Source organism: Stenotrophomonas sp. STEN083 (genome assembly GCF_056759195.1).
The window spans coordinates 187691-194317 of record NZ_JBRRCU010000001.1; the positions used below are offsets into that span (position 1 = coordinate 187691).

Here is a 6627-nt window from a genome sequence, read left to right on the forward strand (position 1 = left end):
GTGGCGCCGTGCTCAGGATTCTGACAGTTCTGTCGCCGCTTCGGCGGGACGGGGCGGTGTGCTGTTATTGCGCGGGTCGGCGGAAGCTGATTGCGGCGACGGTGGGGCGTCGTCGTTGTCGCCTTCGTCGTCGGTGCCTTCATCGGCATCGGCCGCAGCCTGCCCGGCCATTACCCCGGCCGCAGCCGCAGCGGCGGCAAACGAGGCGACCGAGGCCTGCGCACTGCTGACCAGCCCGGACACCGAGCCGATCATCTGCAGCCAGCGGCTGCCGCTGAAGGCACCGCCGGGTTCGAGCTTTCCGGCCAGGAAGCCGCCGGCCAGACCGACAACCACGATGCGACCTGGCGTCCATGCGCTACGCCAGCTCTGGTTGAGCTGGTTCCACTGCTGGGTGGTTTCCTCGCCACGCACCTGCACCACGGCTTCGGCGCGGCGCACACGGCGTTGCAGGGCTTCGAAATTCACGGTGTGTTCTCCCCGGGGATCTTCACTTCGGCATCGGGGTCTTCGCCATTGGGCTCGTCGAACAGGCCCAGCCGCGACAACTGTCGACGGGTGGCATGCATGCCGGTGTGGTGGAAGAAGTACGACACCCGCCAGATCGCATAGCCGGTGACGGCCAGGCTGGTGAGGGTGGGGATCAGCAGCGAGACGAACAGCGACAAGCCCATGTATTGCAGCATCGCCACCGCGGTGGCTGCCAACAGCAGCCACGCCGAGGCGCCGAATACGATGGCCACGCCGCTCCACGCCAGTGAACGACCAAACGCGCTGCGCGCCAAGGACAGGTCGGCCGAAGCCAGCCTGCGCAGGGAGCGCAGCGTGTTGGAAGCCGAGTCCAGCGTCTGCCGGCCGGCCGCGCCAACCTGACGGATGCTTTCTTCCAGCCCGGGCGCCTGGCCCGGGGTGGAATCGTCGCCGGTGGGCGGTGTTGCGTTATCGCTCACGCCGATCAGTCGTTGCTGCGGGCGAGCTTGGCGATGATCCAGCCAGCGGCGAAGGCCACGCCGAACGAGGCCAGCGGACGCTCACGGATGAGGTCAGCGGCGCTGTCGATCAGGTCCTTGCCCTTGTCCACCAATGCGTCGACCTGTTCCTTGGCGGCGGCACCGCCCAGTTCAGCGGCGGCCAGGCCGGACAGCGCGCTGTCGGACAGTTCGGCCTTCATGTTGGCCTTGCCCAGACGCAGTTCGTCGCCGGCAGCACCGGCAGCGCCCTTGACGGCCGAGCCAGCGGCGGAAGCGGCGGACTTCAGGTGTGCGCCAGCCTCGCCCAGGTGGTCCTTCATGTTCTCGGTATTGGTGGGGCTCATCGTGATCTCCTGGTTTCAGCGGGTGCGCCGGATGGCGCGCGGTTGCAACAGAACTCAACAAATAGCAGTTGCCGGGTGTAAACAACGTTACGCCGGCACAACAAGTTGCTCACCCGAGCATCATCGCATCATCAATTGGCCACGCTGGCTGCCACCACGCAGGATGCTCAACACCAGCTGCGGCGGGCGTTGGCCGAAGCTGGCACGCCAGCCAGCGAGGTCAGTGAACGCACCGCTGCTGGCCGCGAGAATCACATCACCACCGGCCAAACCTGATTGCGCAGCGCGGCTGCCGCGCGCCACTTCGCTGACCAGCACGCCGTTGATGCCGGCCTGCCGCAGCGATTCGGGCAGATCGGCAAAGGTTGCACCGCTCAGGCGCGGGTCCAGCGTGTCGCCGGCCACTGCGCGCGGTTGTTCCTTCAAGGTGGCCTTGAGCTGCAGCGGCTTACCGTCGCGGCGTACTTCCAGATCGACCGTGCGGCCGACCGTGGAGAGACCCTCAAAGTTGTGCAGGGCCTGCGCGCTGTCCACGCGCTGGCCGTTGATCGCGGTGACCACGTCGCCAGCCTTTACCCCGGCCGCCGCTGCACCGGAACCCGGCAGTACCCGCGTCACCAAGGCGCCGCGGGCTTCTTCCAGGCCCAGCCCCTGCGCGATCTGCGGGGTCAGGTTCTGGGTTTCCACACCCAGCGTGCCGCGCACCACCACGCCCTTGGTGATCAGCTGCTCGACCACGTCGCGGGCGAGGTTGGACGGAATGGCCAGGCCCAGGCCGATGTTGCCGGCCATGCTGCCCTGCGGGTTGTAGCTGGCGGTATTGATGCCGACCAGTTGGCCGTTGAGGTTGACCAGCGCACCGCCGGAATTGCCAGGGTTGATCGAGGCATCGGTCTGGATGAAGTTCTGGTAGCCCAGCCCGCGAATGCCGCTGCGGCCCACCGCCGAGACGATGCCGGAGGTGACGGTCTGGCTGAAGCCGAAGGGGTTGCCGATCGCCACCACGAAGTCGCCCACGCGCAGCTGGTCGCTATTGCCCAGCGGCAGCGCGGTCAGCTTTTCGGCCGGGATGCGGATCAGGGCGATGTCGGTGTCGCGGTCCGAGCCGAGGAATTCGGCCTTGACCGTACGCCCGTCGGCCAGGGTGACCTGTACGTCGTCGGCGTTCTCGACCACATGGTGGTTGGTCAACACGTAGCCGCGCGCTGCATCGATGATCACGCCCGAGCCCAGCGACTCGTTGATGCGCTCCTGCGGCACCTGCGGGAACAGGCGGCGGAAGAACGGGTCATCGAAGTAGGGGTTGCGTACCCGCACCACCTGTTTGGTGTTGACGCTGACCACGGCTGGCATGGCCTGTTCCAGCATCGGTGCCAGCGACGGCACAGCCTGCCCGGCAACCGCGGACGGCAATGCGGCGGTGGTGGGCAATACCGTGCTCAGCGAGGCGGCGTCGGCGCGGTTGTCCAGGTGGGCGTTGATGGCGGAGACGGTGAAGCCACCAAAGGCGGCGGCCAGGGCCAGGGTCAGCAGGGTCGGGATGGGTCGCATTGCCGGGGGTTCCATGCGTGGGTGCTCGAGGGCGGCACCGGTGTGGGCGGGTTGCTGAACACGAGTGTGGCGGGGGGCAGCTAAATCGGCAATGAAACTTCTGCATTGCCGCAATCCCAAGAGGCCCAAGCTCTGCAGGGAATGCAATAGCCCGACGGCTGATTTTTCGTTTGACATCACCCCGTGGGTGGGTAAGCTTGGCCGGGTCATCACCCACTAGATGTTGGGTTGATGTGAAAAGCGTCCCCAAGCAGTAGGGTTTAGTGCTCGGGGTGCAAGCACCCCAACGGAAGGCGTGCAATGACCGCGACAGTGATGCAGAAAACCGGTATTTCCCGGAATCCCCTCATCCCGCCGACAGGCGCGTAATCACGCGCCTGCGCGTCGTTGTCTTTGCTGCCCGGCCTGTTTGGGAAAAGAAAAATCGCACCGCAAGGTGCCCCAGGAGAGTTTCCACAATCATGAGTACGGTGCGTCTGGAAGTGGTCAGCAATCAAACCAAGTCGGACATGATCCCTCTGCAACCTGCCTCGCAGGACATCTGGGAAAAGAAGTACCGCCTCACGACCAAGGCGGGCGAAGCGCTGGATGCCGATATCGACGGCACCTACCTGCGCGTGGCCCGTGCCTTGGCTGACGCCGAGGCCACCGACGACAAGCGCGCCTACTGGTATGAGCGTTTCGCCTGGGCCCTGCGCCGTGGCGCGATCCCGGCTGGCCGCATCACCTCCAATGCCGGTGCGCAGCAGCACAAGCCGGCCACCAGCACCATCAACTGCACCGTGTCGGGCACCATCACCGACTCGATGGACGGCATCCTGGAGAAGGTCCACGAAGCGGGCCTGACCCTGAAGGCCGGCTGCGGCATCGGCTACGAGTTCAGCACCCTGCGTCCGCGCGGTGCCTTCGTCGCTGGCGCTGGCGCCTACACCTCCGGGCCGATGTCCTTCATGGATATCTACGACAAGATGTGCTTCACCGTGTCCTCGGCCGGTGGCCGTCGTGGCGCGCAGATGGGCACCTTCGACGTATCCCACCCGGACGTTAAGGACTTCATCCGCGCCAAACGCGAAGACGGCCGCCTGCGCCAGTTCAACCTGTCGCTGCTGATCACCGATGGCTTCATGGATGCGGTCAATACCGACGCCGACTGGCAGCTGGTGTTCCCAATCAACACCAAGGAACAGGCCGAGCTGGACCCGTCCAGCGGTGAGGAAGTGGTGTGGCGCGAATGGCCGACCCACGAAAACTACATCGTCCGCGACGACGGCCTGGTGGCCTGCAAGGTGTATGGCCACATCCGTGCCCGTCACCTGTGGGACATGATCATGGTCTCCACCTATGACTACGCCGAGCCGGGTTTCATCCTGATCGACCGCGTCAACGAGATGAACAACAACTGGTGGTGCGAGAACATCCGCGCAACCAACCCCTGCGGCGAGCAGCCGCTGCCGCCGTACGGCGCCTGCCTGCTGGGCTCGGTGAACCTGACCAAGTTCGTGCGTGACCCGTTCACCGACAAGGCCTCGTTCGACTGGGACGAGTACAAGGAAGTGGTGCGCGTGTTCACCCGCATGCTCGACAACGTGGTCGAAGTGAACGGCCTGCCGCTGGAACAGCAGCGCAACGAGATCATGCGCAAGCGCCGCCACGGCATGGGCTTCCTCGGCCTGGGCAGCACCATGACCATGCTGCAGATGAAGTACGGCAGCACCGAGTCCTGCGAGTTCACCGAAGCCATCGCCCGCGACATGGCCGTGGCTGGCTGGGAAACCGGCCTGGAACTGGCCCGTGAGAAGGGCGCCGCCCCGATCATGGAAGAGCAGTTCGCGGTCACCGCCGCGATGCTGCGCCAGCGCCCGGAAATGAAGAAGGACGGCTGGAAGCTCGGCCAGAAGATCGCCGGCAAGGTGCTGCACGCCCGCTACAGCCGCTACATGCAGCGCGTGGCCACGGTGGCCCCGGAGCTGGTGGAAGAACTTGCCACGGTCGGTTCGCGCTTCACCCACCACAGCTCCATCGCCCCGACCGGCACCATCAGCCTGTCGCTGGCCAACAACGCCTCCAACGGCATCGAGCCCTCGTTCGCGCACCACTACAGCCGCAACGTGATCCGCGAAGGCAAGAAGTCCAAGGAAAAGGTGGACGTGTTCTCGTTCGAGCTGCTGGCCTACCGCCAGCTGGTCAACGACAAGGCCATGCCGTTCTCCGACGAGGCTGACGCCCAGCTGCCGGAGTACTTCATCAGCGCCGACGACATCTCGCCCAAGGAACACGTGGACGTGCAGGCCGCCGCGCAGAAGTGGGTGGACAGCTCGATCTCCAAGACCGCCAACGTACCCACCGATTACCCGTACGAGCAGTTCAAGGACATCTACCGCTACGCCCACGAGCAGGGCTTGAAGGGCTGCACCACCTTCCGTTTCAACCCGGCCGCCTTCCAGGGCGTGCTGGTCAAGGAAGCGGATCTTGAGAACACCACCTACCGTTTCGAGCTGGAAGACGGCCAGGTGGTGGAGGTCAAGGGCAACGAACAGATCGAGTACGACGGCGAGATGCACACCGCCGCCAACCTGTTCGACGCCCTGAAAGAAGGCTATTACGGCAAGTTCTAAGTGCCTTCATCGCCCTCCCGGTCGCGCGCTGGGAGGGCATGACGGTGGCTTCGCCGCCATCTTCTTGTTGCGCGCTTGTTTCACGTTGCATCGGCTTCGATATAGCATCGCCACATTACAGACCCGATGCCCTTAGGAGGGCTTTATGAGCAATGGTAATGGTGTGACCGCGACCGTAACCCAGGTTGCCGAGGACGTGAAAGAAACCGTCAAGGAAACCGTCGTCCACGCGGGCGAGAGCATCGCGGCAACCGCCAGCGATGCCGTGGTCGCAGTGAAGGCCAGCGCAAAGAAGGTTGAGGCCGGCGCCAAGAAGCAGGTTGCCAAGGTCAAGAAGGCTGTAAAGAAGGCCGAAAAGGCCGTCAAGAAGGCTGAGAAGGTTGTCGCCAAGAAAGCCAGCGCGGCCAAGAAGGAAGTAAAGAAGAAGGTGGCCTCCGTCCGCCAGAAGCTGGAAGCCGCCAAGGCCAACGCCACCGCCGAAGCTACCGAGCTGAAGAAGAAGGGCGCCGGCAAGCGCGCAGCGACCAAGAAGGCCATCGCCAAGGTCGAGAAGAAGGCCGCCAGCAAGGTCGCCTCGGCCAAGAAGACGGTGAAGGCTGCCGAGAAGAAGGTCGCCAAGGCCGTCGGCAAGAAGGCTGCTGCCGCAAAGAAGTCGGTGAAGGCCGCCGAGAAGAAGATTGCCAAGGCCGTCGTCAAGAAGACCACTGCTGCCAAAAAGGCGGTGAAGAAGGTCGAAAAGAAGGCCGCCAAGAAGGTCGCCGCCGTCAAGAAGACGGTGAAGGCCACTGAAAAGAAGGTCGCCAAAAAGGTCGCCAAGAAAGTAGCCGTCAGCAAGAAGACGGTTGCCAAGAAGGTTGCCGTGACCAAGAAGACCGTGGCCAAGAAGGCCGCTGTCGCAAAGAAGACGGTTGCCAAGAAAGCAGCCAGCGCCAAGAAGACGGTTGCCAAGAAGGCCACCGCAGTGAAGAAGGCCGTCAAGAAGGCCACCCGCAAGTAAGCCGCACCGCGCGCCCCGGCCCGCAGGGGCGGGGCGCCGCCCCCGGCATAGCGGCACCACCACCTGAAACCAGGATTAGTACCAGGGCCCGCAACATCGACAAGAAAAAAAAGGGTTAATCCCGAGAAACACCCCCCGCCAAAGCCCGC

The 6627-nt window shown here is 64.3% G+C and carries 6 protein-coding genes; 2 read left to right on the plus strand and 4 right to left on the minus strand.

What is annotated here, in order from left to right; translation table 11 throughout:
- Nucleotides 1-12 precede the first annotated feature (12 nt).
- From ACVOK8_RS00835 to ACVOK8_RS00850, 4 genes are all read right to left on the minus strand, one after another.
- Complete coding sequence (locus tag ACVOK8_RS00835; protein ID WP_481565138.1) at nt 13-468, minus strand: protein sip-5; 456 nt, start codon at nt 466-468, stop codon at nt 13-15.
- Nucleotides 465-950 (minus strand): phage holin family protein, encoded by a 486-nt coding sequence (locus ACVOK8_RS00840; RefSeq protein WP_481565139.1) that lies wholly within the window; start codon nt 948-950, stop codon nt 465-467. Before ACVOK8_RS00840 ends, ACVOK8_RS00835 begins: the two co-directional genes overlap by 4 nt.
- A gap of 5 nt (nt 951-955) precedes the next feature.
- A complete protein-coding gene (locus tag ACVOK8_RS00845) occupies nt 956-1315 on the minus strand; it encodes a hypothetical protein (protein ID WP_481565140.1) in 360 nt (119 codons plus the stop codon).
- A gap of 120 nt (nt 1316-1435) precedes the next feature.
- The gene (locus ACVOK8_RS00850) at nt 1436-2866 is read right to left on the minus strand and encodes a Do family serine endopeptidase (protein ID WP_481565141.1); all 1431 of its coding nucleotides are present in this window, start codon (nt 2864-2866) and stop codon (nt 1436-1438) included.
- A 461-nt stretch (nt 2867-3327) separates the two neighbouring features.
- On the opposite strand from ACVOK8_RS00850, the gene ACVOK8_RS00855 reads away from it, so the two are divergent.
- The gene (locus ACVOK8_RS00855) at nt 3328-5481 is read left to right on the plus strand and encodes an adenosylcobalamin-dependent ribonucleoside-diphosphate reductase (protein WP_481565142.1); all 2154 of its coding nucleotides are present in this window, start codon (nt 3328-3330) and stop codon (nt 5479-5481) included.
- Nucleotides 5482-5626: 145 nt separating this feature from the next.
- Nucleotides 5627-6478, plus strand: a complete 852-nt coding sequence (locus ACVOK8_RS00860) for a histone (RefSeq protein WP_481565143.1) — start codon at nt 5627-5629, stop codon at nt 6476-6478.
- Nucleotides 6479-6627: the final 149 nt, after the last annotated feature.